Origin of the sequence: uncultured Paenibacillus sp. (assembly GCF_963515335.1) — a bacterium.
In the GTDB taxonomy this organism is placed as follows: domain Bacteria; phylum Bacillota; class Bacilli; order Paenibacillales; family Paenibacillaceae; genus Paenibacillus_I.
On record NZ_CAUPYC010000006.1, the window covers coordinates 83,782 to 107,169 of the forward strand.

Genomic DNA, 23,388 nt, shown 5'->3' on the forward strand with positions numbered 1-23,388 from the left:
GCAAACCATTCCCATTCTGACGGTCATTCGCATGATCACGACCATTCTCATTCTCCCGGCCAAGCGCATGGTCAAGGTCATTCGCATGGCCCCGGCCATTCCCACAACCACGGGAAAAACGCGAATAAGCAGGCGTTGAAGCTTTCATTTTTTATCATTACCGCGTATATGATTGTCGAAGCGATCGGCGGTTTTATCACAAACAGCCTTGCCTTGATTTCCGATGCCGGCCATATGTTCAGCGATGCCACCGCGCTCGGATTAAGCTATGCGGCGATCACGTTCGGGGAGCGGAAGGCCAGCGAGTTCAAGACCTTCGGCTACAAACGGTTTGAGGTATTGGCCGCGTTTATCAACGGTCTTACCTTGATAGGAATTTCTCTGTACATATTCTGGGAAGCATACAGACGTTTTTCCGAGCCGCCTGAAGTGATGAGCTCGGGAATGATCGTTATCGCCTCGATCGGCCTGCTGGTTAATATCATCGCAGCCTTTATTCTGATGAAGGGCGACAGGTCCGAGAACCTTAACATGAGGAGCGCCTTTCTGCATGTTATCGGGGATATGCTCGGTTCCGTCGGAGCAATCGCGGCAGCTTTGCTGATTATGTTTTTCGGGTGGAACCTAGCGGATCCTATCGCCAGTGTGCTGGTAGCCATCCTGATCATCATCAGCGCCTACCGGGTGACGAGGGATTCGATTCACATCCTGATGGAAGGCGCCCCGTCCCATATCCATGTCGCCGAAGTTCGTGTTAGGCTAGGTTCCATACCGAATGTAATCGAGGTGCATGATCTTCATATCTGGGCGATCTCTTCCGATATCCCTTCCCTTAGCTGCCATATCGTCGTGAACGACACGCAAAGCGGCACGATGGTGATGAAGGAGGCCAAAAAAATATTGGAGGATCAATTCAAAATCAAACATACGACGATCCAAATCGATACGCCGGAGACGGAGTGCGATATCGAGGATCACTAAATCAAGCAGCTGCTTGTGGACTTCATAAGTTCCACACAATTTTTTCATGGTTTAAACAAATGTTTGGTATACACTTATAAGTAATCCGGCTTTGATGATGGGAGGTTACAGGTATGATGAACATGTTTGGCTGGGCCGTGGCGTGGAACATGATTTTTTGGGTTCTGATCATCGGATTGGTGATATACGGGGTCTTGCTGCTTCTGACCCATTCTTTCGCCAAAAAGGAAGATCCGGCGCTTCAGGTGCTGAAGGAACGGTTCGCCCGCGGGGAAATCAGCGAAGAAGAGTTTCACCAGAAAAAATCGGTTTTGTCGCAAACGCGATGACGACATTTTTCACAAAATATTATGATGCGCTCATGGGGCCGCTGGAACGCGGGAGCTTCGGCCCCATTCGCCGCAGTCTGATCGCCGGGGTCCAAGGCCGCGTGCTCGAAATAGGCTCCGGAACCGGCATCAATTTTCCTTATTACGATACTGCCGCGCAAGTCACCGCCGTGGAGCCCGACTCTTCGATGCGCGCACAATCGCTCCCCCGGGCGGTGAACGCGCGCGCGGCAATCTCCGTCCTGCCGGGTGACGCGGAGCGGCTTCCTTTCCCCGACAACGCTTTTGATTCGGTGGTCGCAACCTTGGTGATGTGCACCATTCCGGATCCGGTCAAAGCGCTGGCGGAAATCCGCCGCGTGTGCAAGCCGGAAGGACAGGTGCTATTTTTCGAGCATGTGCGGGTAAACCGTTCTTTCCTGGGAACCCTGCAAGATTGGCTGACGCCGGTTTGGAAACGGATTTGCGACGGCTGTCATTTAAACCGGAACACCTTGCAGCTGATCGAGAATTCCGGTCTTGCCGTCCTGTCCGTCGAGCGCTATTACAAGGACATCTTCCTCGTCGCGAAAGCGGTCAACCGAAAGGTCGTAAACAAGGGGTGAACGACAATGAAAAACGGCTGGTTAAAACTTGCCGGGTTCTCGTTAGCGGGTATCGCTGCAATCGGTCTGCTGAAAATCCTGTTCCGGAGATTTTTTGACGATCCAACCCTAACGGAGGTCGGGACCGCAGCGAGTCCCATGGATTCCGCAGCGGGCGGCGCCGCTTCCGGAGCGATGGGGGGCGGCATGGATATAATGGGCGGCCGGATGGGCCCGGGCATGATGAACGGCGGTATGGGGCCCGGAGCCGGCATCATGAATGGCGGAGAAACGGCCGTGGCGGACGGCGGAGCGACGGGAGAAACGTTTGTTTCCTTTCTCGGTTCCTACTTCAGCTTTGGACTGACGCTTATGCTCGTCCTGGCGGTACTCGGTTTGCTGGCCGGGATCGTCGGTTTTGCCATAAGCCGCTCGGGCAACACCCGCTTGCGGTAAGCAGGCGGGTGACGACCCGCTGCATTTTCCAGTACAATGAAAGGTAGCGGCTGGGGCCGAACTCACGGATCGAAGGAGCGCCTATGCAAAAAATTCACGTGCTTGTCGTCGACGACGAGTGGACGATTCGAAATCTTTTGCGCATATACCTGAGCAAGAGCGGCTTTCAGGTGTCGGAAGCCGGCAACGGCCATGAGGCGCTTGCGCTCACGGGTCGACAGCGATTCGATTTAATTCTGCTGGACGTTATGATGCCCGATATGGACGGGTGGGAAGTGTGCAAACGAATCCGTCAAACGAGCCAAATCCCTATTTTGATGCTGACGGCGCGAACGGAGACCAAAGACAAGGTGCAGGGCCTGAATCTGGGTGCCGACGATTATGTGGTGAAGCCATTCGAACCGGAGGAGTTGATCGCCCGTGTTTTTGCCCTATTGCGGCGTACGAGCATGGCGGATCCCGCGGCGGCGCTTCCCAACACGATCGTCTACAAGGAAATGCAAATCGATTCCGATGCCAGACAGGTGACCGTCAACGATCGGCCCGTTGAGCTCACCCCGAAAGAGTTCGACCTTCTGCGCTTTCTGGCTCAGCATCCGAACCGCGCATTTACACGCGAAGGATGTTTAGAGCAAGTGTGGGGCCACGATTATTTTGGGGATACCCGCACCGTGGACACGCATGTGAAAAATGTGCGGGAAAAATTGCGCGCCGCGGGGCTGTCTTATGTTCCGATCCAAACGGTATGGGGCGTCGGCTATAAATTTCAAGCGGCAGAGGATCATAAATGAACGCGAATCGGATTGTCGTCAAATTGGGCGTTACGATCTTTTCGCTCTTTTTGGTTGTACTCTTTCCTATGGGCTTTGTGATCAATCAAATTTTTTCGGGCTTCTATTACAGTCAGGTGCAGAAGCAGATCGAACAGCTGGCTTCGCGATACGCGGCGGAAATTTCCGCCAGCACGAGCTCCATGACGGTCACTATGATTGAAATGATGTCTGCGTTTGCGGACGTTAAATCGCTTGTCGTCGACGCCGAAGGACAAATTGTGGCCAACTCCGGCGTTTCGTGGAGACCGCTGAACTCGCTTATTCCCAAGGAAGAAATGAATCGGCTGGCGAGCGCAAAAGCGGTTCAAATCGAAATGGTTGATCCTGTCTCCCAAGAAAGATTCGTTGCCTCCGGACAACCCATCGTTTCCGAAGGCCGGTTTTACGGCGCCGTCTATGTCCTCTCCTCCGTGGATGTCATCGATCGATCCCTGCAAAAGGTGAGGGGATCCTTGATCCTTTCCGGCGTAGGAGCCTTTTTTCTCGCGCTGGGGCTTATATTCGTGCTCTCCAGAAAACTGTCGGAGCCGCTCGTGCGGATGGAGAAGGCAACTCGCCGGATCGCCAAAGGGGAGCTTGATACCCGGGTGGATATCCCTTCGAACGATGAAATCGGATCTTTGGCCAAAGCCATCAACGATCTTGCCGTCGACCTGCAGCGGTACCGCGATACGCGAAGCGAGTTTTTCTCCAATATATCCCACGATCTCCGGACACCGATGACCAATCTGGAAGGCTACGCCAACGTGCTGCGGGAAGGGTTGTACGAATCGGAAGAAGAGAAGCATAAATATTTGGACATTATCCATGACGAGTCGAAACGGTTAACCCATTTGATTCAGGATTTATTTGAGTTGTCGAAGATGGAGGAAGGCAAAATCAGCCTGCAAATGGAATGGATCGATTTGACCGAAGTCGTGGAGCTTGCGATCCGCAAAGTGGAGCCGAAAGCCAAACATAAAAAACTCGTCATTCGCGCGGATATGCCGCAGCAGGTGCCATTTGTGTATGCCGACGGGCAGAGAATGCAGCAGGTGTTCATGAATTTGCTCGACAATGCCATCCGTTACACGGAGTCCGGCTCGATCCTCGTTGAAATCAGGCAAGCAGGACCCGGCAAAATCGCAACCGCGGTGGAGGACACCGGGATCGGCATTCCCGAGGAGGAACTGCCGTGGGTATTCGAACGATTTTACCGGGTGGAGAAATCGCGCTCCAGGGAACACGGAGGTACGGGATTGGGCCTTGCGATCGTGAAGCAGCTGGTCGAAATGCAGGGCGGAACGGTTCAGGTATCCAGCGTTCCCGGCAAAGGCACCCGTTTCGAGATCATACTTCCGATCGGAGGGGACAGCCCGTGAAGCGGAACGATTGGTTGCTGGCCATATTCCTTGTGATCGTCGGAGTGTCCTGTTTGGCGATGTCGGCGACAATTATCGTGAATCCTTCCGCTGTGCAAGCGTTTCTATACAACGTGCTGCTCATCTGTATCTGGATCGGCATCCCGGCCTTCATTGCCACGGTATTGTATCTGTTATGGAATCGAAACAAAGGCAGCCGCAAATGAACATTTCATTGCTCCATCATAGAATCATCACGGTTTGAACACATCTGGCGGTTATGATGTTAGTGTAAACTCAGATATGAAGGAGGCAATCGACCATGAAGAAAAAAAGAAATTTGCTCATCGTTTCGTTTGCGTTGGCGGCGGCATTGGTGGTCGGCCAAGCGGCGTTCGCATCCAGTGACAAGGGTGGCGGAACCGGCGATATGGACAGCATGATGAACGAAAGCGGCGGTATGGACAGCATGATGAACGGAAACGATATGTCCGGCATGATGCAGATGATGAACAACGAGGGCATGCAGAAAATGATGAATGCCATGAACACTCCCGAGGGGCAGGAAATGATGAATGCCTGCGGCTCGTTTATGGAGACTAACGGTGACAAGGACAGCAATGTGAAGTCGCCGGCCGCACCGAAAACCAAATAAATTCCCTGACGATCGTCAGGAAATCAAGCGAGCGCTCCGAATGAGGAGCGCTTTCGTTTTGCATGTGCGGAAGCTTGCCGCAAAATGGCCGGCGCCGCGGTGCAAGCTGTACCGCGCAAGGCGCTCTTTCGCCCTCTGCTTGGCCTTCTTGGTCGGGCGGAGGGCGATTTTTTTGTGAAACCATGCTGCTTTTCCTCTTAATGGTGCCGGACTGACTCTGTGTTTCAACAGGTTTTTCGGTTCGTTTGTAGAAAGAGTATAGTATAGTGTAGAGACCGGTCGAAAGGAGACCAGACATGAACCTGAAAATGAGAGCGAAAATATGGGGCATGCTTAATCCGATGGAGTGGAAAAGAGAAATTGAACCATACAAAAATATCGTCGAACGGGAGAATTCCATTCCCCTTGCGGTTGACTTGATCGTAGCGCTGGTTCGGGAGATGGACGAACGGGGACAACGGAAAATGGCCAAGTCTCTCCAATTTTCGTTTGCCAAGCGCGATGCGAGGAAATGGCCCGAAACGATGTTTGTGAAAACGTTCCATTCCTTCCTCAAACAAGCGCAGTATGATTTGGACAGCAAGCAGCGATTGATTTTAGCAGTTTTTCAGGAGGTCTCGCCACTTCTTGAAGACCCGGACGAGACCATTGACTCCTTCATCGGCAAGGAGCGCGATTGGATCGACCGCTTCGGATTGTGGCATTATTACTGGGCGCTTTACTTTCATCCGGGCAGGGAGGCGGCCCCGGAACGGTGGAAAGCACATTCGGAAGCACTGGCGGAAAAAGAGTCCGAACGGAAGCCGGCGCCGATCCGTGAAGAAGAGCGGCAGACCGTTACGGAAACCGGCGCGGCAGCGCCGAGCGAAGAGCGTTCATACCGACGCAAAATTGAGAATCTGGAGAAGAAGCTTGCGAGGGAATCGGAGCTGCGCCGGAATCGGGATCAGGAATTGGCTCGGCAGAACCGGTTGATTCGGCAGAAAGAGAAGGAACTGAAGCAAGCCGAACACCAGCTGGACGAGCAAAGGCAACAAACCGCGCAGGCTCTGAAAAAAGCGGAGGAGGCTGCGCGGCGGCTCCGGATGGAGGAGCAGATGCGCAAACAGACGGAGGCGCAATGGCTTGCCGACAAAGACAAGCTTCAGCAGCAGCTGCGGCTGGGGAACCAGGAAATCGACATGCACAATCAGCAGTTGGAGCATCTCGTTAATGAAAATGGCCGATTGCGCAAGTCCGCGGCGGAATTACAGCGTGCGCTTCGCGATCCGGACGAGCTTATCCGGGTGCTTCTCAATCGGCTGAATGAGGATTTCCGACGAATCGGCGAACAACTGGCTCATTCGCAGGAGGGATCATCCCGCAAGACGCAGCGCCGGCGCATGCGAAAAATCATTGATCTTCTCGATGCCTTGGAAGCATACGATCTCAGGGACGATCTCCCCCATCATGCTGATGCAGAACCTGGGCGGTTCAAGACAATGTCTCCCCCATCGCCGGGGGAGAAAGCGGATGAGGGTGAAAAGGTTCCCGTTTATCCGGGAACCTTTTACCGCCGCGATCACGGAGGCTATATACAACTGGACAACGGTGAAGTGTTCAACATAACGGAGTCCATGGTCATCAACCACAATTTGCAGCATGAAGCGGAAGTGATGTGCCGTCCTTACAAGCAAGAATCCGGAGGCATATTATACGAGATCGAGCTGCTTTTTCAAGGCGATGACACGTACTCGGCAGTCCGGCAGTATGACGGATATATCGAACTGGGCGAGCATTATACGTGGTATTGCGTGGCGTTGAACGATCCGAAACTTCGCTATCCCATCCACCGCAAAGATATCGAAATCCAGCAGCCTGTGGACGGAACGCCGTGCACGTTCAATGTGTCCGCGGAAAGCGAATTTGCCCGTCTGTCACGTGTATACCGGGATTTTACGCCGGCGAATGAGCAGCGAACGGACGCCGAAGCAGGCCGCGCGCAAACGGCGAAGGCGAAACGGAATACGGCTGCCTATTCCTCTAAACCCGAGCCGTTCCTGACCGGATGCACGATTGCCATATTAGGCGGGCAGCGCAAATGGTTCGAAGAGGTCGTGACGGAAACCGGGGCGACTTTGGTCCATGATACGGGCGACCACCCGGAGCGAATCGTCTCCGACTTGCGGCGGTCGAATGCCTTGTTCATGCTGCTCACCTCCACTTCGCATCGCGCGACGTGGGAAGGGGTTGAAATTGCCAAAACCAACTCGATTCCGCATTTCGTCATTCAGGGATCCAAGTCCAATCTTCGTCAGTTGTTGTGGGATAACCGGCAGCAAATAAACGGGCTGGAGCACGATGAATCAAAACAATGATTCATATATATCCTTTGGGAGCTGTTGCTTCAGCGTTTTCCGAAAGGGCGGATCGACGTTAAAAGCTTTTTATCCTGCTGCCGCTTGACAGCGGGGGGCGGAAACAGTATCATTTTCTCTATTGAGAATCATTTTCATTTACGATACTGCAAGGAGGAAAGGCATTGGCTTTTGAAATCAGACAAGGCGAAAGCTTCACTCCTCTCTCGTTCTCGTCCGTTCAGGCGGGAGACGGCACACTCTATGCCGCTTCGCTCGGCGGAAGCATTTACCGGACCGGCCTGGAGGGCGCGTGGGAAAGGCTGAGCAACCCGGTCCCGGAACAACTGACCGTAAACCGAATGGCTTTATACGGTGAACAATTATTCGCATGCACGAATAAAGGACTTTTTTGTCATGGATTCGAACAGTGGGAGGAAGAATTGGAGATTCCATGCTTCCAATATCGTGTCGAGGGCGGGTGCCGGTACGCGGCGACCGCTTACGGCTTGTTTTGCGATCAAACGGGCTCTTGGGGCTCGATTGCTTGTTATGACAAGCGGGTATACGACTTCCTGAACCTGCCGCAGCTTCTCATTCTCGGCCACGAAGACGGGCTTTCCATCTATGACCGGATGACGGATGAATGGGCGGGATTCACAGTGGGTGCCGGCGTGACCAGCCTGGCGGTATACAAGGGACATCTGTTGGGGTCGGGGGAGCATGGAGAGCTTATCGTCGGGAATAAAAAGGGCAGGTTCGAGCGCATAAGGTTTGCCGGTCTGTTTGTTTATTCGGTCATGAAGCGCGGAGGCCATCTATTCGGATGCACGGACAAAGGATTGTATCGCATCGGCATAATCAACGGATATCCTTGGCTTTTTTCCTTCGTCAAGGGAGGCCCGGTCATCGACATCGATGTGCAGAACGGCCAACTGTTTATGGCCACGCTGTACAATGGCGTCAAAACCGTACAATTGAATTAACGCCAACGAAATGTGAATAAGCGCATGCGGCGAAAAAGACAGGCTGGGGGAGAGATTTCCCGCCCTCAGCCTCTTATGCCGTCCGTTTTATCCCTTCGGCTTGGCGATCAAAGCCGCGATGAAAGAGAAGATGATCGCGGCGGATATGCCGGCGCTGGTGATTTTGAATATGCCGGTTATAATGCCGATCCAGCCGTTCTTGTCATATTCGCTCATCGCGCCGTGCACGAGCGCGTTGCCGAAGCTCGTTATCGGTACCGTGGCGCCGGCGCCGGCGAACTCGATCAGCGGATCGTAGAAGCCGAGTCCCTCAATAATCGCTCCGGCTACGACGAGGTACGTCATCGTATGGGCGGGCGTCAGTTTGAAAATGTCGAAGCAGATTTGGCCGATGACGCAGATTGCCCCTCCGACCAGGAAGGCCCACAAATAGATCATGCCGGAGTCACTCCCCTCTCGATGGATACCGCATGTGCAATGCAAGGGATGCTTTCCCCCTGCTGGTAAGAGAGGGGCGACAGCAGCGCCCCGGTCGCCACGACTAATATCCGGTTCAGCTCGCCTTTGTGCATCCGTTTCAGCAAATGGCCGTAAGTGACCACCGCCGAGCAGCCGCATCCGCTGGCACCCGCCTGAACCTGCTGCGTTTCATAATCATAGATCATCATCCCGCAATCCTTATACACTGTTTGATCGATCGGCACTTTATGCTTCTCGAACAAGTCGCGCGCCAGCTGGTAGCCGATTTTCGACAGGTCGCCGGTCACGATCAAATCATAATAGCCCGGCTCTACATCTAGATCGCGGAAGTGCGCCTGAATCGTGTCAACGGCGGCCGGAGCCATGGCAGCCCCCATGTTGAACGGATCCTTAATCCCCATATCGATGACGCGCCCGATCGTGGCGGACGTGATGCAAGGACCTTCTCCCTCCCGCGACAACACGCCCGCGCCTGCGCCCGTTACCGTAAATTGCGCGGTCGGCGGCTTCTGGGAGCCGTATTCGGTCGGGTAACGGAATTGCTTCTCCGCAGTCGCATTATGGCTGCATGCGCTGGCCAACGCATATTCGGCCGAACCCGAATTGACCAGATTGGCCGCAATCGCCAGACTCTCCATCGAGGTCGAGCATGCGCCGAACACGCCGATGTACGGAATGGCAAGCGTCCTTGCCGCAAAGCTGGTGCTGATGATCTGGTTCATCAAATCGCCGCCGACGAAGAAGTTGATGTCACCGTTCTGCAGTCCCGCTTTCTGTACGGCCAGCTTGGCCGCTTCCTCCAGCAGTGTCTTCTCGGCTTTCTCCCAGCTTTCCTGTCCGATCCTGAGATCGCCATGAATCCGGTCGAAATCGGCGGCAAGCGGCCCTTGCCCTTCGAACGGTCCGACGACGGCAGCCGTACCGAGCAGACGCGGGCGATTCTCGAACCGCCAGCTTTGATGGCCCGTTAACATGCCTACGACCCCCCTGCCGCGCCGGGATTCAAAATCCAGTGCACAATGCCCACGACAAAAGCGGCTACCGTTCCGAATACGATAACGGGACCGGACAGCTTGAACATTTTGCCTCCGACGCCGAGGACAAGCCCTTCGCTTCGATGCTCGATCGCCGCAGACGCCATGGTGTTCGCGAAACCGGTAACCGGAACCGCGGAGCCGGCGCCCGCCCATTGGGCGATTTTATCGTATACGCCCAAACTGGTTAATATAACGGAGATCAGGATCAGGACGGCCACGGTGGGGTTGCTCGCCTCTTTCTTGTCGAAGCCGCCCCAACGCACGAACATGTCCTGGATCGCTTGGCCGATGATGGAGATCGTGCCGCCGACAACAAACGCCTTGATACAGTTGCGGAGAACCGGGCGGGACGGCTCCCTCTTTTTCGCGAGCGCCTGATATTCCTGTTGCGTCTTCGTCAGCTGCTTTTTATTACTGTTGGACACGCAGCGTTCTCCTCCTTCGCCCTCCATCGTTGTCAATACTCCAATTGTGTGTCAAAAGGACGAAACCCACACGCAGAATTGTTTTCCAGTAGGGATGCAGGTAAGGCTCACGGGGGTTCGCTGAAGGGGAACTCTTTTTCGTCGAATGGCATAACTGTCCGGAGCGGAGGGAATAATGGGGAACGGTTCAGGTTTGTCTGACGAACAGAAAGAGGCCGAGCACGATCAGGGCCATGCCCGCCACCTTGCTTGGGGATACCGTTTCGTTCAGCAGAAGAACGGCCAGCACGAATGTCACCAGCGGGTAGCTTGCGGTGATCGTGACGACGGTCGTGATCGATCCGCGTGAAAGCGCATATAGAAACGCGACGTATGCGGTCGGGACCAGAATGCCGTTCGTCATCGCGAACAATATGGTGTTGCGGTGAAAATGGAACGGCACGCCTCCCACTTTGGCCGCCATGAGATAGATCGAAGCGACGATAAACATCGTGAAGGTTGTTATAAAATTGACTTCCAGCGGATGGCCGGTCGTAATCGCCTGTCTGTCGATCAGGCCGTTGATTCCCCAAATGAACGTAACGATCAGAATAATCACATAAAGCATGCTTCCGTCCCTCCCGCCGACCTTGTCCGTATCCATGGTTATGCCCTTCCGGCGGTGATTATGACGGATAAGGACGGCGGTTGAGCGATCCGCGCGCGGATTTTAGCCCGCATGAGCAATTGGACGCAATTGGGAGAAAAGGGCTGGGACCGCCGCGCCAGCCGGTCGGAATGGGGTTGTATCGGGTTTGACGGCGCTTTTTCCCCCGCTCTACACTGGGTTTATTGCCCGTTAGGGACGAGAGGGAGAGACATAAGATGCAGACTGCAGCCCACGCGCGCCCGGCCGCCATGCCGTCCGCTACGGTGTTCGGCATTTTGTTTGCCGTCAGCTCCGTACATATGCTTAACGATTCGATGCAAACGGTTGTAACGGCGCTGTTTCCGGTATTTGAACGTTCGCTTCAGCTGACGTTCGCCCAAATGGGCTGGCTCGGATTCGCCCTTAATATGACCTCTTCCGTCATGCAGCCCGTTGTCGGCTTATATTCCGACAAAAGGCCGACGCCTGGCATGCTGCCGGTCGGCATGGCGATCAGCCTGCTCGGAATGGCCGGACTGGCGGTCGCGCCCAATTTCCTGCTGCTCGTGCTGGCTGTCATGCTGGTCGGAATCGGCTCGGCTGTTTTTCATCCGGAAGGCTCGCGCGTCGTTTATTTCGCCGCCGGCGACCGCCGCGGATTGGCGCAATCGATTTACCAGGTCGGCGGGAATGCCGGCTCCTCGCTCGCGCCGCTTATGACCATTTTCATCTTTATTCCGCTCGGCCAATTCGGCGCGATTTGGGGTACGCTTCTTGCGGCCGCCGCCATCGCCATCCTGTTGTTTGTCGTGCCGTGGTACCGTAAGCAGCTTCATGCATACGGGGCTCCTTCGAAACGGAAAGCAAGGCCTGTTGACGCCGAGGCCGGCGGCGGCGGTTCGCTTGCCGCGGCTGCACGAATCGACCGTAAGGTCTGGCTCGCGCTGGCGCTGCTGATCGTGATCGTGTTTGCGCGATCCTGGTACGGGGCGGCCATGGGGTCCTTTTACCAATTCTATCTGCGGGACGATTACGGCATTTCGATCCAAACGGCGCAGGTGGCGCTTTTCCTCTACCTGGCCGCCGGCGTGGCGGGGACGCTGTTCGGCGGCATGGCGGCGGACCGGTTCGGACGGAAGCGGATGATGATCTTTTCGATCGTAGGCGCCGCGCCGTTCGCCCTGATGCTGCCGTATTTGCCCCTGCCGTGGGTGTATCCGGTCGCAGCCGTGATCGGCTTCGTCATGATGTCGGGCTTCTCGGTCAGCGTCGTCTACGCGCAAGAGCTCCTTCCCGGCAATGTCGGCTTGGCATCGGGCCTGATAACCGGCTTCGCCTTCGGCATGGGAGCCCTGGGCGGGGTGGTGCTAGGCAATGCCGGCGACTATTACGGCAGCATGAGCCCCGTCATCCAGGCCAGCAGCTATTTGCCGCTGTTCGGACTGCTGGCGTTCCTGCTTCCCAAGGACCGGCGGGCGGCAAGCTGATGTGCAGCGGCAGACAAAAGTCCCGTTGCACGGCCTTGGAAGGCGAGCCTACGGATTTTTTCTCACCGCCGAACCCGGTCGTTTAGGATGGCTAGGTTGCGGCAGAGGTTTCTCATTTAGGCCAGCAATTGCTCCCACTCGTCGTACGCCGCTTGCAGCGCCGCTTTTTTGCCGTCGATCGACGCCTGCTTCTCCTGCACAAGAACGTAGTCGTTGTATACGGCGGGATCGGCCAATTGCGCCTCAAGCTCGCCGATCTCTTCCTCAAGCTTCGCGATATCGTTCTCCAGCTGTTCAAGCTTGCGCTGCTTCTGGCGCTCATCGCGTTTCGCCTGCTTGTCCGCTTCGTAGGAAGAAAAGATGTCGGCCGCCTGCGGCCGCACGCCCGCTTTGGCTTTGGATGCCTGCTCGCGCTCGAGGCGCAGTTCCTCAAGTTCTTTTTTCTTCTCCAGCATTTCGTCATAATTCCCCAGGAAATGTTCGGCGCCATCGGGGGTCAATTCGACAATGCGTTCGGTCATTTTATTCAGAAAATAACGGTCGTGGGAAATGAAGAACAGCGTGCCCTCGAAATCGAGCAGGGCCGATTCGAGCACCTCCTTGCTGTAGAGGTCGAGATGGTTTGTCGGTTCGTCGAGAATAAGCACATTCGCGCGTTCCAGCATCAGCTTGGCGAGCGATACGCGCGCCTTCTCTCCGCCGCTCAACGCGGCGATTTTTTTCAGCACGTCTTCGCCGCTGAACAGAAAATTGCCGAGCACCGTCCGGATACGCGCTTCCTCCAGCTGCGGAAAGGCGCTCCAAACCTCCTCAAGCACGGTGCTGGAGGCATTGAGTCCGGTCTGCTCCTGGTCGTAGTAGCCAAGCTTTACATTCGCGCCGAATCGGATCGTGCCGGCGTGCGGCTTCAATTCGCCCGTCAATGCTTTAAGCAGCGTCGATTTGCCGATTCCGTTCGGTCCGATCAACGCTACCGTTTCACCGCGGTGCAGCTGGAATGAGACGTTGCGGAACAACGGTTCCGCGACATCGTCGAAGGCGACGGACACATCTCGGACCTCGAGCACGTCCTTGCCGGTCTGCCGGTCGATTTCGAACGCGAAATGCGCTTTTTTCAGTTCGCCCGGCGGCTTGTCCAGCCTATCCATGCGCTCCAGCGCCTTGCGCCGGCTTTGCGCGCGCTTCGTCGTCGAGGCGCGCGCCAGGTTGCGCTGGATGAAATCCTCCATGCGGGCGATTTCGTCCTGCTGCTTCTCGAACTGCTTCAAGGCCGCCTCGTATTCGGCCGCTCTAATCTCGATATAACGGCTGTAATTGCCGGTGTAGCGCTTCGCGGCATGCCGTTCGATCTCGACGATCGAGGTTGCGAGGGCGTCCAGGAAGTAGCGGTCGTGCGAGACGACGAGTATGGCGCCGGGGTAACTCCTCAAATAATCCTCAAGCCACGTAAGCGTCTCGATATCGAGATGGTTTGTCGGTTCGTCCAGCATGAGCAGATCGGGGGCTTGCAGCAAAATGCGGGCGAGCGCGAGCCGCGTCTTCTGTCCGCCGCTCAGCGTCGCTATCGGCGTGTCGGGAGCGAAGCCGCCGAAGCCCATGCCGTGCAGGACGCTGCGGATCCGGTTGTCGATCTCGAAGCCCCCGCGTTCGCGGAACCACTCGGAGCAGGATGCGTAACGCGCGAGCGCGTCTTCATATTTGCCGGTGTCCGCCTGCACGGCAGGGTCGGCAATCCGGGTCTCCAGCTCGCGGAGCTCCCGCTCGGTATCCAGCAGCTCGGCGAAGACGGCGCGCATCTCGGCCTCGATCGTCCTGTCGGATTGCAGCCCGCTGTTCTGCGGCAAATAACCGATGCGGGCTTCCTTCAGCTTATGGATTTGACCGCCGTCGGCCGGCATTTCGCCGGCAATGATTTGCAGCAGGGTCGACTTGCCCGCGCCGTTGACGCCGACCAGTCCGACACGCTCGCGTTCAAGAACCTGAAACGTAATATTGGAAAGTACGGGTTTGGCGCCGTAGCTTTTGGTCAATCCGGATACTTGCAGCAGCATAGTTCCCTCCGTGCATTTGTGCGATGAATTTATAAATTGCAATCCGATCTAAGTGTACCATAACAGCTCGCCCGGCTTCACTAATGCTTTTATAGCAAAAATCCGCCGGAGTTCTCTTATAGGGGACGCGTGGTTCTGCGAAGCGGATTTCCCCTTATTCATTGCCTGTCTACTTTTGCAGCGGAGGTTGTTCGGGGGAAGAGCGACTTGTTTGTGCCCGTTTCCACCTTGCTTGGGCTAATGGGATCAGGAAACGGGCGCGAAACGGAGCGAAGAACCCGAACAACCGGAGCCTGAAGACACCGAACGACCGGAGCCTGTCGGAGCTCTGTTTTCCTTGGCGAATTACGCAAACTGGTGGTAAACTACAATTATATAAGGAAACGACAACAGGAGGGGCGGATGTCCAAGTGGAGGGAGCCGGCACCGGGCCCGTGAAACGCGGGCTGCGGCAAGCGATGTCGGCGGCGCGCGAGGCTTTGACCGATACGGAGCGCCGGGTATTGTCCGCTCGGATATGCGGACATGCCGCGGACTGGCTCGAGGCCGGCGGTTTCGCCAGCTTCATGGCTTATGTGTCGTTTCGCTCCGAGGTCGATACGGCGCCTCTTCTGGAATGGGCATGGAAGCGCGGGCTGCGCGTGATCTTGCCGAAGAGCGAACCGTCCGACCGTTCGATGAGGCTTTTCCTCGCGAGAGGATGGGGGGATCTGGCGCCCGGCGCTTACGGCATCCGGGAGCCCGACCCATCACGGGCGGCGGAATGGCCGGAGCGAGAAGCGCCGGGTGCGCTCCTGCTGCCGGGGCTGGCTTTTGACCGTTACGGTGGAAGGCTCGGCTACGGCGGCGGCTATTACGACCGCTATCTGGATGGACTGCGCCGGCGTTTGCCGGAAGGCTCCGCGCTGCCGCCGTTAATCGGAGTCGGCTACCGGCTGCAGCTTGCGGATCGTCTGCCGCTAGAACCGCATGATGCGCGGCTGGACGGTTGGATCGACGAGGACGGCTTTCATTGGGCCGAATAAGGAGGAGCGCATGAGTTCGGAGTTGACGCATTTCAATGAGCAGGGCCGCGCGCGCATGGTCGACGTGTCGGATAAAGAAGTAACAAAACGAACCGCAACGGCGGAAACGGCGGTGCGGATGGCGGCCTCGACGCTGGCACGCATTAAAGCTGGAACGGTCGGCAAAGGCGATGTGTTGGCTGTCGCTCAAGTGGCCGGCGTCATGGCCGCGAAAAAAACCGCGGATTGGATTCCGATGTGCCATCCGCTGCCGCTGACGGGGATCGACATCGCATTTAGGGATAACGGAACGGACGAACTGACGGTCGAGGCGACCGTCCGGACGACCGGCAAGACGGGAGTGGAGATGGAGGCGCTGACCGCCGTTTCGGCCGCGGCGTTAACCGTCTACGATATGTGCAAAGCGCTGCAGAAGGATATGCTGATCGGCCCGACACGGCTCGTCAGCAAAACGGGAGGCAAAAGCGGCGATTACAATGCCGGACAAAGCTGATCCCGCCAGGGTCAGTCCATCCGTATAGGGGGGAATCGATGTCGATGCGGTGGAAGGTAGCGATACTGACGGCCAGTGACAAGGGCTCGCGCGGCGAGCGCGAGGATACGAGCGCGCAAGTGATCCGCGAGCTGGTGGAAGAGGAAATGGGCGGCGAAATCGTCGACTACAGAATCGTACCGGATGAGCAGGATGAAATCACGGCGGCGCTGATCGAGATGACCGATTATTTTCAGGCGGACCTGGTCCTCACAACCGGCGGCACCGGCCTTGGTCCGCGCGACCTTACCCCTGAGGCGACGCTCCGCGTCATCGACCGCGCCGTGCCAGGCATTGCGGAAGCGATGCGGCTCGGCAGCATGCGGAAAACGCGCGCGGCGATGCTCTCCCGGGGCGTGGCGGGTATCCGGGGACGGTCGCTCATCGTCAATTTGCCCGGCAGTCCCAAGGGCGTGCAGGAGAATCTGATGGCGATCATGGATCAGCTTCCGCACGCGCTCGCCATTCTGACCGGACGGGAAGGTGAACATAGCGAATGAACGAATCAAACGGAATCAACGCAAATGATGACGGCCATGCCGGCGGCGCAGCGGCGACGCGATTGCGCGAAGTGCCGGTTGAGGAAGCGATCGGCCTGCCTTTGGCTCACGATCTGACGCAGATTATACCCGGGCAATTCAAGGGCCGCCTGTTCCGCAAAGGGCATGTCGTGACAGAAGCGGACATCCCCCGGCTGCTGGACATCGGCAAGGCGCATATTTACGTTCTGGAGCTTGGCGACAACGAGCTTCATGAGGACGAAGCGGCTTTGCGGATGGCCGCCGCACTCGCGGGGGACGGACTTGTTTACGGCGAACCGCATGAAGGCAAGGTGTCCCTGAAGTCGGATCGGCTCGGCTTGGCGGAGGTTGATGCCGGGCTGGTCGACCATATCAACGGCATCGGCGAGATCGCGCTGGCGACCGTCCGCAATCACGCCGTTGTCCGTCCGGGCTCGGCGATTGCCGCAACGAGAGTCATCCCGCTGTACGTGGACAAAGCCAAAGTGGAAGCCGTCGAATCGGCCGCCGCGGAATGGAAGCGGAAGAGCGGCAGGCCGCCGCTGCGGGTGCGGCCGCTGCGCACCGTCCGCGCCGGGCTGCTCACGACCGGCGGCGAAGTGTTCAGCGGGCGAATTGCCGACAAATTCGGCCCCGCGGTGCGCGCCAAGCTGGAGTCTTTCGGCTCGGAAGTCGCCGAACAGCGCTTAGCGCCCGACGATCGACAAACAATTGTCAAGGAAATCGGCTATTTGCTCGGCCAAGGGTATGATATGATACTCGTAACCGGCGGCATGTCCGTCGACCCGGACGACCGCACGCCGGGCGCGATCCAGGCGGCTGGAGCCGACATCGTGAGTTACGGCACGCCGATGCTGCCGGGCTCGATGCTGCTCATGGGCTACCTGAAGGGTGTCCCGATTCTCGGTTTGCCGGGCTGCGTCATGCACGATCCGTATACATCGTTCGACGTGCTTTTGCCCCGGATCCTTGCAGGTGATATCATTAAGAAAGAAGATATCGTTTCGATGGGCTACGGCGGCCTTCATAACTGCTGATTTAACTGTGGAATACGCTGTCAATATAGAAGCAAGGAGGTAGGCAAGCATGCCAAACATCGGAGTGACGGGATTTATCCTGCTCGTGCTGATCGCCTTATTGCTTTTCGGACCCAGCAAGCTGCCCGAGCTCGGAAGAGCGTTCGGCCGCACGCTGCGGGAGTTTAAGAACGGCGCAAGAGACATGATGGATGACGACGACAAGAACGACAAAAAGCGAGTCGACGTCAGCCGTTCGGAGAACGACGACGAAGAGCGCAATTCCAAGCGGCTTCCGGATTGACCGGAATACGCTTTTTTTGTGGACGATGATGCTTCAAGGAGGGGGGCGACGGAATGGCCAGCGGCAGCGGACGTTCCGCAAGCGGAGAGAAAGCGCGGCAGTTGGGCGCGGACGCGCGCAAGCTGATGTCGATGATGGAGCATATCGGCGAGCTGCGCAAACGGTTGATGGCGATCATGATCGTCCTGGTGATCGGGCTGGTGATCGGGTTGTTTCTGGCTGAGCCCGCATACGATTATTTGATGAACACCGAGCCGGCCAATGGGCTGCAGCTTCATGCGCTCTCCTTATGGGACGGCATCGGGATGTATATGAAGTTTGCGCTGGTTATCGCATTTATTCCGGTGCTGCCGTTCGCTTTTTATCAGCTATGGGCGTTCGTCAAGCCGGGGCTTGCCCCCCGCGAGCGGACCGCGACGGTCAAGTATGTGCCTTTTGCGTTGCTCATGTTCATGGCCGGGCTGGCATTCTCGTATTTTGTCGTGTTTCCGCTGGCGTTTCGTTTTACACGGGAGGTTACCGCACGCCTCGGCCTTCAGGAAACGTTCGGCATCATTCAATACTTCTCGTTCATGTTCAATATTCTTATTCCGATCTCGCTGCTTTTCGAGCTTCCGATTCTGATCATGTTCCTCACGCGAATCGGGATTCTCAATCCGATGCGGCTGCGGAAAATGCGGCGCCTCGCGTATTTCCTGCTCGTCTTCATAGGCGTGCTGGTGACGCCGCCGGATTTCGTCTCCGACCTTCTCGTCGCCCTGCCGCTCATCCTGTTGTACGAATTCAGCGTTTACCTGTCGGTGACGGTATACCGCAAACGGCTCGCGGCTCGCGCAGCCCTGGAGGAAGAGTTCGGCGGCGCGTGAAGCATCCCAGGGGAAATTCCGTAGAAAAGTCCGGTTTGTTCGCTTGTCTAGCGGGCAGCCGGGCTTTTTGTATGGTGGCACGGGATCGGCGTTGTTCTGGATCGCCAAGAAATCGGTCGATTTGAATGGAGATTTTCCAGCGGAGGACGATCATTGCGCGGAAATGTCGCCTAATGGCGGATGAAATCCAATATGCGTCTCCCAAGCTCCGTCCTTAACTAAAAATTCATCCAAAAAGGGCCAAAAAGACTTGCAATCGCCATCCAAGTTGAGTATTATAAAAATGGTTATTAGCACTAGACGTTGTCGAGTGCTAACAAACATAAAACATGAAGGAGGCTATTTTTCATGATCAAACCTTTGGGTGAACGCGTATTGATCGAGCCCATCGCGAAAGAGGAGACGACCGCAAGCGGCATCGTGCTGCCCGACACGGCGAAAGAGAAGCCGCAAGAAGGCAAAGTGGTTGCCGTAGGCAGCGGCACGCTGAAAGACGGCGTACGCATTGCGCTGGAAGTTAAGGAAGGCGACCGCGTCCTTTTCTCCAAATACGCGGGGACGGAGATCAAGTACGAAGGTAAAGAGTATTTGATTATGAAGGAAAGCGACATTCACGCGATCTTCGGTTGATCCGAGCGCACGAACCGACACCAGAAGTGCGGCCGCGGCCGCATGCCCGACATACAGCATCGGCAAATGACGCTTATATGCCACACAAGCGAGCATTGTACATGGATCGAAACGGAAGCAAACGGGAACGAAATATAAGGAGGTAATCTCGACAATGGCAAAGGAAATCAAGTTTAGCGAAGACGCTCGCCGCGCGATGCTGCGCGGGGTGGACGCTCTTGCCAACGCGGTTAAAGTCACGCTCGGACCGAAAGGCCGCAACGTCGTATTGGAGAAAAAATTCGGCAGCCCGCTGATCACCAACGACGGCGTGACGATCGCCAAGGAAATCGAGCTGGAAGACGCGTTCGAGAACATGGGCGCACAGCTTGTTAAAGAAGTTGCAACGAAAACGAACGATGTCGCCGGTGACGGCACGACCACCGCTACCGTTCTGGCGCAGGCGATGATTCGCGAAGGCCTGAAGAACGTTACGGCCGGCGCCAACCCGATGGTTATCCGCAAAGGTATCGAGAAAGCCGTTAAAGCGGCTGTCGAAGAGCTGAAGAACATCGCCAAGCCGATCGAAGGCAAGCAATCGATCGCGCAGGTCGCTGCTATTTCCTCCGCTGACGACGAAGTCGGCCAGCTGATTGCCGAAGCGATGGAGAAGGTAGGCAACGAGGGCGTTATTACGGTTGAGGAATCCAAAGGCTTCGTAACGGAGCTGGAAGTGGTAGAGGGCATGCAGTTCGATCGCGGCTACATCTCCCCGTACATGATTACCGATACGGACAAGATGGAAGCGGTGCTCGACAGCCCCTACATCCTGATCACCGACAAGAAAATCACGAATATTCAGGAGATTCTGCCTGTGCTGGAGAAGGTCGTTCAATCCGGCAAGCAGCTGCTGATCATTGCGGAAGACATTGAAGGCGAAGCGCTGGCTACTCTCGTAGTCAACAAGCTGCGCGGGACGTTCACTTGCGTAGGCGTTAAGGCTCCGGGCTTCGGCGACCGCCGCAAAGCGATGCTGCAGGATATCGCCGCGCTTACCGGCGGTCAAGTGATCACCGAAGAGCTGGGCCTGGAACTGAAGGGTACGACGGTGGACCAGCTCGGTTCCGCCCGTCAAGTCCGCGTCACGAAGGAAAACACGATCGTCGTGGACGGCAACGGCAACAGCGCCGACATTCTGGCGCGCGTCAACCAGATCAAAACGCAGCTGGAAGAAACGACTTCCGAATTCGACCGCGAGAAGCTGCAGGAGCGTCTGGCAAAATTGGCCGGCGGCGTAGCGGTCATCAAGGTCGGCGCAGCAACCGAAACCGAACTGAAAGAGCGCAAGCTGCGCATCGAAGACGCCCTGAACTCCACCCGTGCGGCGGTTGAGGAAGGCATCGTCTCCGGCGGCGGCGTGGCGCTGGTGAACGTATACAAAGCCGTTCAAGCGGTTCAAACGAACGGCGACGAGCTGACGGGCGTAAATATCGTGCTGCGCGCGCTGGAAGAGCCGGTTCGCACGATCGCCGCGAATGCGGGCCAAGAAGGCTCCGTTATCGTTGAGCGCCTGAAGAACGAGAAAGTCGGCATCGGCTACAACGCCGCTACCGGCGAATGGGTCAACATGTTCGAGTCGGGTATCGTCGACCCTGCTAAGGTTACGCGTTCCGCTCTGCAGAACGCCGCTTCCGTGGCGGCTATGTTCCTGACGACCGAAGCGGTCGTCGCCGACAAGCCGGAGAAAGACAAACCGGGCATGCCTGATATGGGCGGCATGGGCGGTATGGGCGGCATGGGCGGCATGATGTAAGCCGTCATCCGCGCGAACAAATTGAAACGAAACGGGCTCCCGCAGGGAAGCCCGTTTCGTTGTTTTGCTCTATGAGGCCAGTCCCGCCCGGAATTCATCGATGACGCTTACCGCAACGGACTCGCCGATTTTCAGAATGATTGTAAAGTAATCGTACATGTGGTCAAAAACCGTCTCATAACCTTCCAGCTCGTCGGGATGATCTTTCGAATACTCAGCGTGGCTGCGAATGAGCAATGCGGTTAATTGATTCATCAACGATCCTCCAAATCAGCAAACTATGGAATGATGGTAACACAGCAGCCGCGCAAAGTATGTCGTATATTGCCGCCGTACAGACAATTATTTATCGACAGTGTCTGCATGGCCAACCACTTCGATCGTTATTTTCACCTCGGCGTTCCGGTAATCCCGGCAAAGAATATCGCTGAGCGTCGTACCCTCGCTTTTGACATCCCCGACACAGAACGGATACTGGTTCATCCCGTGCGTGACGACGATCCCCGTCAGTTCCCTTTTGGTTGATTTGTCCTGAATCATTGCTCTCACTCCAGCGCTTGTTTTCGGATGGTGGCGATATCATAGTCATCTTTAATAGCATGCCACTTTTCGCGCCGTTCAATAACAGGGCTTATGCCTGATAACAAAGCTTGAATGTGATGATTGTCACAGTTCAGCCGGTTGCCGGAATATATACTATTACCTGTGGATCATTGCGCAAGGAATATAATCACATTCACGAAAAAGGTGACGGTATGAAGTTGGGCTTGGTCAAAAAGATCGTGATCGCGATGGTCGGCGTATCGATGGTCACATACGGAACTAGCGCGTTTTTTATTTTTTATTTGAAGGACATTATCGCGCCGGGGATGAAGGATTGGCTGTATGTGTCCATCGTTCTGTCGCTCGGCATTTTTTGGACGGGTCTGCTTGGATGGATCGGCGCATCCTGGTTGATTAAGCCGCTTGTACGGCTTACCGCCGCGGCCAATGAAGCGGCGGACGGCAACCTGCTCGCGGACATCCCGCTCTATCGCGGGCAGGACGAGATCCGGCAGCTCAGCGAATCGTTCCGGCATATGATCGCCGGCTTGCGGCAGATGATTGCCGATATTTCAAGCAACGCTGCGTTTACCCATGACCAGGCCGGGCTGCTCAGCGGCGGAATGCTGCAGGCAGCCAGGCAAATCGAGCTGATTGCCGGCGCAACGGACACGATTGCGGCAGGCGCCGGCCAGCAGAACGATTCCGCTCAAAGCACGCTGGCGACCGTCAGCCGGATCGAGCTTGCCGCAGCGGCAATCGGGAAGCAGGCCGAAGAATCGCAGCGCATTTCGAGGGAAATGATGCGGACGATCGCGCAGGGCGAGGAGATCGTCCGTTCCCTGGTGGACGGCATGATGAGCCTGGCCGGGTCAAACCGGGAGTCGATCGGCTTCGTCCGGCAGTTGGACGGCAACGCCAAGGAGATCCGGAGCATATCGCAAGCGGTGAAGGCGATCGCCGACCAAACCAACCTGCTTGCGCTGAACGCTTCCATAGAAGCGGCGAGAGCGGGAACCGACGGTCAAGGGTTTGCGGTCGTGGCGGGAGAGATCCGCAAATTGGCTGAGCAAAGCTCTCACGCGGTCAGCGGTATCGACGAATTGATAACAGGGGTCGAATCGGGCATTGCCGCGGTTGTGGCCCAAATAACCGCACAGGAACAGCTGGCGATCCGCGAATCCGGCAAAGGCGCGGCGGCGGGGGAGGCGCTGGATCGAATCGATCAGGCGGTCGGTCAAACGGCGCAAGCGGTGGACAACATCGCCGCCGGCATCGTCGAACAGATCGGGCAGGTCGGGCAAGCTATGGTCCAAACCCGGCATGTCGGCGATATAGCCGACCGGATTTCAACCGAGATCAAGCAGGTTGCCGCCTCCGTTCAGGAGCAAATGGCCGTCATGCAGGAGCTCTCCTCGTCATCCGATATGCTGAAAAGCCGGGCGGATGCGCTGCAAACGAACATAAAAGTGTTTCGCTGCTAGTTATACCAAGGTGACCAGCGAAGATAACTTTCCTGATACCGTAATGAAAAATTAACCGAATCGCGGG

The 23,388-nt window shown here is 56.4% G+C and carries 27 protein-coding genes; 20 read left to right on the forward strand and 7 right to left on the reverse strand.

Features of this window, described 5'->3' with window-relative positions; genetic code table 11:
- Positions 1 to 135: 135 nt before the first annotated feature.
- From RWM61_RS03855 to RWM61_RS03900, 10 genes are all read left to right on the forward strand, one after another.
- The gene (locus tag RWM61_RS03855) at positions 136 to 981 is read left to right on the forward strand and encodes a cation diffusion facilitator family transporter (protein WP_313997582.1); all 846 of its coding nucleotides are present in this window, start codon (positions 136 to 138) and stop codon (positions 979 to 981) included.
- A gap of 113 nt (positions 982 to 1,094) precedes the next feature.
- A complete protein-coding gene (locus RWM61_RS03860; protein ID WP_313997584.1) occupies positions 1,095 to 1,310 on the forward strand; it encodes an SHOCT domain-containing protein in 216 nt (71 codons plus the stop codon).
- A 32-nt stretch (positions 1,311 to 1,342) separates the two neighbouring features.
- Positions 1,343 to 1,915, forward strand: a complete 573-nt coding sequence (locus RWM61_RS03865; RefSeq protein WP_313997586.1) for a class I SAM-dependent methyltransferase — start codon at positions 1,343 to 1,345, stop codon at positions 1,913 to 1,915.
- Positions 1,916 to 2,053: 138 nt separating this feature from the next.
- The gene (locus RWM61_RS03870; protein ID WP_313997588.1) at positions 2,054 to 2,350 is read left to right on the forward strand and encodes a hypothetical protein; all 297 of its coding nucleotides are present in this window, start codon (positions 2,054 to 2,056) and stop codon (positions 2,348 to 2,350) included.
- 83 nt (positions 2,351 to 2,433) lie between these two features.
- Positions 2,434 to 3,141: a response regulator transcription factor gene (locus RWM61_RS03875; protein ID WP_313997590.1), complete on the forward strand. Its 708-nt coding sequence runs from the start codon at positions 2,434 to 2,436 to the stop codon at positions 3,139 to 3,141.
- Positions 3,138 to 4,544, forward strand: a complete 1,407-nt coding sequence (locus RWM61_RS03880; protein ID WP_313997592.1) for a HAMP domain-containing sensor histidine kinase — start codon at positions 3,138 to 3,140, stop codon at positions 4,542 to 4,544. Before RWM61_RS03875 ends, RWM61_RS03880 begins: the two co-directional genes overlap by 4 nt.
- On the forward strand, positions 4,541 to 4,750 hold the full coding sequence (locus tag RWM61_RS03885; RefSeq protein WP_313997594.1) for a hypothetical protein: 210 nt from the start codon (positions 4,541 to 4,543) through the stop codon (positions 4,748 to 4,750). Before RWM61_RS03880 ends, RWM61_RS03885 begins: the two co-directional genes overlap by 4 nt.
- Positions 4,751 to 4,845: 95 nt before the next feature.
- Positions 4,846 to 5,178: a hypothetical protein gene (locus RWM61_RS03890; protein ID WP_313997596.1), complete on the forward strand. Its 333-nt coding sequence runs from the start codon at positions 4,846 to 4,848 to the stop codon at positions 5,176 to 5,178.
- 296 nt (positions 5,179 to 5,474) lie between these two features.
- Positions 5,475 to 7,535, forward strand: coding sequence for a hypothetical protein (locus tag RWM61_RS03895; protein ID WP_313997598.1), 2,061 nt, complete (start codon positions 5,475 to 5,477; stop codon positions 7,533 to 7,535).
- A 164-nt stretch (positions 7,536 to 7,699) separates the two neighbouring features.
- Positions 7,700 to 8,500 (forward strand): hypothetical protein, encoded by an 801-nt coding sequence (locus RWM61_RS03900; protein ID WP_313997600.1) that lies wholly within the window; start codon positions 7,700 to 7,702, stop codon positions 8,498 to 8,500.
- Positions 8,501 to 8,587: 87 nt separating this feature from the next.
- Here RWM61_RS03900 and spoVAE read toward each other — a convergent pair whose 3' ends face one another.
- The 4 genes from spoVAE to RWM61_RS03920 form a co-directional block, all read right to left on the reverse strand.
- Positions 8,588 to 8,938 carry a stage V sporulation protein AE gene (gene spoVAE / locus RWM61_RS03905; protein WP_313997602.1) on the reverse strand — a complete coding sequence of 117 codons (351 nt, stop codon included), beginning with the start codon at positions 8,936 to 8,938 and terminating at the stop codon, positions 8,588 to 8,590.
- A complete protein-coding gene (gene spoVAD, locus RWM61_RS03910; protein WP_313997604.1) occupies positions 8,935 to 9,954 on the reverse strand; it encodes a stage V sporulation protein AD in 1,020 nt (339 codons plus the stop codon). The genes spoVAE and spoVAD overlap by 4 nt, the downstream gene beginning before the upstream one ends.
- Before the next feature lie 2 nt (positions 9,955 to 9,956).
- The gene (gene spoVAC / locus RWM61_RS03915; protein WP_313997606.1) at positions 9,957 to 10,442 is read right to left on the reverse strand and encodes a stage V sporulation protein AC; all 486 of its coding nucleotides are present in this window, start codon (positions 10,440 to 10,442) and stop codon (positions 9,957 to 9,959) included.
- Positions 10,443 to 10,629: 187 nt separating this feature from the next.
- Entirely contained in the window at positions 10,630 to 11,085 is a 456-nt protein-coding gene (locus RWM61_RS03920; protein WP_313997608.1) for a DMT family transporter, read from the reverse strand.
- Between the two features lie 221 nt (positions 11,086 to 11,306).
- On the opposite strand from RWM61_RS03920, the gene RWM61_RS03925 reads away from it, so the two are divergent.
- Entirely contained in the window at positions 11,307 to 12,557 is a 1,251-nt protein-coding gene (locus RWM61_RS03925) for an MFS transporter (protein WP_313997610.1), read from the forward strand.
- Between the two features lie 116 nt (positions 12,558 to 12,673).
- Here RWM61_RS03925 and RWM61_RS03930 read toward each other — a convergent pair whose 3' ends face one another.
- Positions 12,674 to 14,608 (reverse strand): ATP-binding cassette domain-containing protein, encoded by a 1,935-nt coding sequence (locus RWM61_RS03930; protein WP_313997612.1) that lies wholly within the window; start codon positions 14,606 to 14,608, stop codon positions 12,674 to 12,676.
- Positions 14,609 to 15,018: 410 nt separating this feature from the next.
- On the opposite strand from RWM61_RS03930, the gene RWM61_RS03935 reads away from it, so the two are divergent.
- From RWM61_RS03935 to groL, 8 genes are all read left to right on the forward strand, one after another.
- Positions 15,019 to 15,633, forward strand: a complete 615-nt coding sequence (locus RWM61_RS03935) for a 5-formyltetrahydrofolate cyclo-ligase (protein ID WP_313997614.1) — start codon at positions 15,019 to 15,021, stop codon at positions 15,631 to 15,633.
- Between the two features lie 10 nt (positions 15,634 to 15,643).
- Positions 15,644 to 16,126, forward strand: coding sequence for a cyclic pyranopterin monophosphate synthase MoaC (gene moaC / locus RWM61_RS03940; protein WP_313997616.1), 483 nt, complete (start codon positions 15,644 to 15,646; stop codon positions 16,124 to 16,126).
- Between the two features lie 44 nt (positions 16,127 to 16,170).
- On the forward strand, positions 16,171 to 16,665 hold the full coding sequence (locus tag RWM61_RS03945) for a MogA/MoaB family molybdenum cofactor biosynthesis protein (RefSeq protein WP_313997669.1): 495 nt from the start codon (positions 16,171 to 16,173) through the stop codon (positions 16,663 to 16,665).
- Positions 16,662 to 17,723, forward strand: a complete 1,062-nt coding sequence (locus RWM61_RS03950; protein ID WP_313997618.1) for a molybdopterin-binding protein — start codon at positions 16,662 to 16,664, stop codon at positions 17,721 to 17,723. The genes RWM61_RS03945 and RWM61_RS03950 overlap by 4 nt, the downstream gene beginning before the upstream one ends.
- 49 nt (positions 17,724 to 17,772) lie before the next feature.
- On the forward strand, positions 17,773 to 18,006 hold the full coding sequence (gene tatA / locus RWM61_RS03955; protein WP_313997620.1) for a twin-arginine translocase TatA/TatE family subunit: 234 nt from the start codon (positions 17,773 to 17,775) through the stop codon (positions 18,004 to 18,006).
- 53 nt (positions 18,007 to 18,059) lie between these two features.
- Positions 18,060 to 18,872, forward strand: a complete 813-nt coding sequence (gene tatC, locus RWM61_RS03960) for a twin-arginine translocase subunit TatC (RefSeq protein ID WP_399537847.1) — start codon at positions 18,060 to 18,062, stop codon at positions 18,870 to 18,872.
- Positions 18,873 to 19,220: 348 nt separating this feature from the next.
- Complete coding sequence (gene groES / locus RWM61_RS03965; protein WP_313997623.1) at positions 19,221 to 19,502, forward strand: co-chaperone GroES; 282 nt, start codon at positions 19,221 to 19,223, stop codon at positions 19,500 to 19,502.
- Between the two features lie 154 nt (positions 19,503 to 19,656).
- Positions 19,657 to 21,294, forward strand: a complete 1,638-nt coding sequence (gene groL / locus RWM61_RS03970) for a chaperonin GroEL (RefSeq protein ID WP_313997625.1) — start codon at positions 19,657 to 19,659, stop codon at positions 21,292 to 21,294.
- 69 nt (positions 21,295 to 21,363) lie between these two features.
- On the opposite strand, the gene RWM61_RS03975 is transcribed toward groL, so the two are convergent.
- Together RWM61_RS03975 and RWM61_RS03980 are read right to left on the reverse strand one after the other, a co-directional pair.
- Complete coding sequence (locus tag RWM61_RS03975; RefSeq protein WP_313997627.1) at positions 21,364 to 21,549, reverse strand: hypothetical protein; 186 nt, start codon at positions 21,547 to 21,549, stop codon at positions 21,364 to 21,366.
- Positions 21,550 to 21,636: 87 nt separating this feature from the next.
- The gene (locus RWM61_RS03980) at positions 21,637 to 21,834 is read right to left on the reverse strand and encodes a hypothetical protein (protein WP_313997629.1); all 198 of its coding nucleotides are present in this window, start codon (positions 21,832 to 21,834) and stop codon (positions 21,637 to 21,639) included.
- A gap of 215 nt (positions 21,835 to 22,049) precedes the next feature.
- On the opposite strand from RWM61_RS03980, the gene RWM61_RS03985 reads away from it, so the two are divergent.
- Positions 22,050 to 23,321 carry a methyl-accepting chemotaxis protein gene (locus RWM61_RS03985; RefSeq protein WP_313997631.1) on the forward strand — a complete coding sequence of 424 codons (1,272 nt, stop codon included), beginning with the start codon at positions 22,050 to 22,052 and terminating at the stop codon, positions 23,319 to 23,321.
- The last annotated feature ends 67 nt before the right edge of the window (positions 23,322 to 23,388 follow it).

Coding starts and splice junctions, on each gene's coding strand:
- RWM61_RS03860 (WP_313997584.1), top strand. CDS start 1,095: ATGATGAACATGTTTGGCTGGGCCGTGGCGTGGAACATGATTTTTTGG.
- RWM61_RS03865 (WP_313997586.1), top strand. CDS start 1,343: ATGGGGCCGCTGGAACGCGGGAGCTTCGGCCCCATTCGCCGCAGTCTG.
- RWM61_RS03870 (WP_313997588.1), top strand. CDS start 2,054: ATGGATTCCGCAGCGGGCGGCGCCGCTTCCGGAGCGATGGGGGGCGGC.
- RWM61_RS03875 (WP_313997590.1), top strand. CDS start 2,434: ATGCAAAAAATTCACGTGCTTGTCGTCGACGACGAGTGGACGATTCGA.
- RWM61_RS03880 (WP_313997592.1), top strand. CDS start 3,138: ATGAACGCGAATCGGATTGTCGTCAAATTGGGCGTTACGATCTTTTCG.
- RWM61_RS03890 (WP_313997596.1), top strand. CDS start 4,846: ATGAAGAAAAAAAGAAATTTGCTCATCGTTTCGTTTGCGTTGGCGGCG.
- RWM61_RS03895 (WP_313997598.1), top strand. CDS start 5,475: ATGAACCTGAAAATGAGAGCGAAAATATGGGGCATGCTTAATCCGATG.
- spoVAE (WP_313997602.1), bottom strand. CDS start 8,938: ATGATCTATTTGTGGGCCTTCCTGGTCGGAGGGGCAATCTGCGTCATC.
- spoVAD (WP_313997604.1), bottom strand. CDS start 9,954: ATGTTAACGGGCCATCAAAGCTGGCGGTTCGAGAATCGCCCGCGTCTG.
- RWM61_RS03920 (WP_313997608.1), bottom strand. CDS start 11,085: ATGGATACGGACAAGGTCGGCGGGAGGGACGGAAGCATGCTTTATGTG.
- RWM61_RS03925 (WP_313997610.1), top strand. CDS start 11,307: ATGCAGACTGCAGCCCACGCGCGCCCGGCCGCCATGCCGTCCGCTACG.
- RWM61_RS03930 (WP_313997612.1), bottom strand. CDS start 14,608: ATGCTGCTGCAAGTATCCGGATTGACCAAAAGCTACGGCGCCAAACCC.
- moaC (WP_313997616.1), top strand. CDS start 15,644: ATGAGTTCGGAGTTGACGCATTTCAATGAGCAGGGCCGCGCGCGCATG.
- RWM61_RS03945 (WP_313997669.1), top strand. CDS start 16,171: ATGCGGTGGAAGGTAGCGATACTGACGGCCAGTGACAAGGGCTCGCGC.
- RWM61_RS03950 (WP_313997618.1), top strand. CDS start 16,662: ATGAACGAATCAAACGGAATCAACGCAAATGATGACGGCCATGCCGGC.
- tatA (WP_313997620.1), top strand. CDS start 17,773: ATGCCAAACATCGGAGTGACGGGATTTATCCTGCTCGTGCTGATCGCC.
- tatC (WP_399537847.1), top strand. CDS start 18,060: ATGGCCAGCGGCAGCGGACGTTCCGCAAGCGGAGAGAAAGCGCGGCAG.
- groES (WP_313997623.1), top strand. CDS start 19,221: ATGATCAAACCTTTGGGTGAACGCGTATTGATCGAGCCCATCGCGAAA.
- groL (WP_313997625.1), top strand. CDS start 19,657: ATGGCAAAGGAAATCAAGTTTAGCGAAGACGCTCGCCGCGCGATGCTG.
- RWM61_RS03975 (WP_313997627.1), bottom strand. CDS start 21,549: ATGAATCAATTAACCGCATTGCTCATTCGCAGCCACGCTGAGTATTCG.
- RWM61_RS03980 (WP_313997629.1), bottom strand. CDS start 21,834: ATGATTCAGGACAAATCAACCAAAAGGGAACTGACGGGGATCGTCGTC.
- RWM61_RS03985 (WP_313997631.1), top strand. CDS start 22,050: ATGAAGTTGGGCTTGGTCAAAAAGATCGTGATCGCGATGGTCGGCGTA.